General features: G+C 42.1%; 1 protein-coding gene. It reads left to right on the top strand.

Annotation, left to right across the window (positions count from 1 at the left end; all coding sequences use genetic code 11):
• Positions 1 to 282: 282 nt before the first annotated feature.
• Positions 283 to 890: hypothetical protein (locus tag A3756_RS20150; protein ID WP_156490633.1), on the top strand; the 608-nt coding region annotated here is incomplete at its 3' end.

Below are 890 nucleotides of genomic sequence, written 5' to 3' on the forward strand. Positions count from 1 at the left end.
GGAAGCATTTCTAAACCAGCCCACCCACTCTTTCATTTCAGTCATCTATTTATGAATACCTGAGTTGGCAGCGTATTAGCGCCAAACTTCGACGAGTTCTATTTTCTCATTAGCAAAAAAGTAATCTGCAGTCCCACCGCCAAAAATAAGCGTCACTTCAATTTTTTGTTCGTCAGCAGATTTCAACAAGCCCTGGTAGGTTTTGCCATCCTTGAGTTAAATTCTTAGAATATTTGCTATAGTTTGTATACGAAGTTGGATAAGTTACTTGGAACATAAGAAATGATTAAGAAGTTAGGGGCTTTATTGATTCTTGGGCTGCTCCTTGTAGCAGGCATCAAGGCCTATGCCACGTACTCTGCGATGCAGTTTATAGAAAGTTTTAAACAAGAGCATAGTAAAAGCCTTTCGTTAAGCTATTCCTGGCTATCGGTTGACTTTGAAGGGAATATCCATTTTGAGGGACTTGTTTTAACGCCTTTTAGTTTGAAGCGTCCGATTAATATAGACAAACTTACGCTCGGTTTAGGCAATGCATCTTCAATGATGACAGCCTTGCCTAGCTTAAAAGTAGGCAAATTGACTGCTCCGATTTCAATGAGCTACTCTGGCTTGCGAATGCCTTTTAAGGGGCGCGGTCTTGATGAATGGATGGCTCTGTTTATTGGCGATAAGGTGTTGGTTCCAATGAGCTTGTTTGCTTGCGGAGATCGTTCATCTCTGGATTTCTCAGCTTTAAAAGCCATGGGGATAGAAGAGCTATCGGCTTCGGGTCGCATCTATTATGAGCAAGCCCGCGGCAAAGATATGATTACGCTGTCGATAGACATCGATAAGATCGGAAAGTTAGAGTTGGCCCTAAGTCTGGATTTGGAAGGGCTTAATACCGT

The organism is Oleiphilus sp. HI0086 (assembly GCF_001635225.1).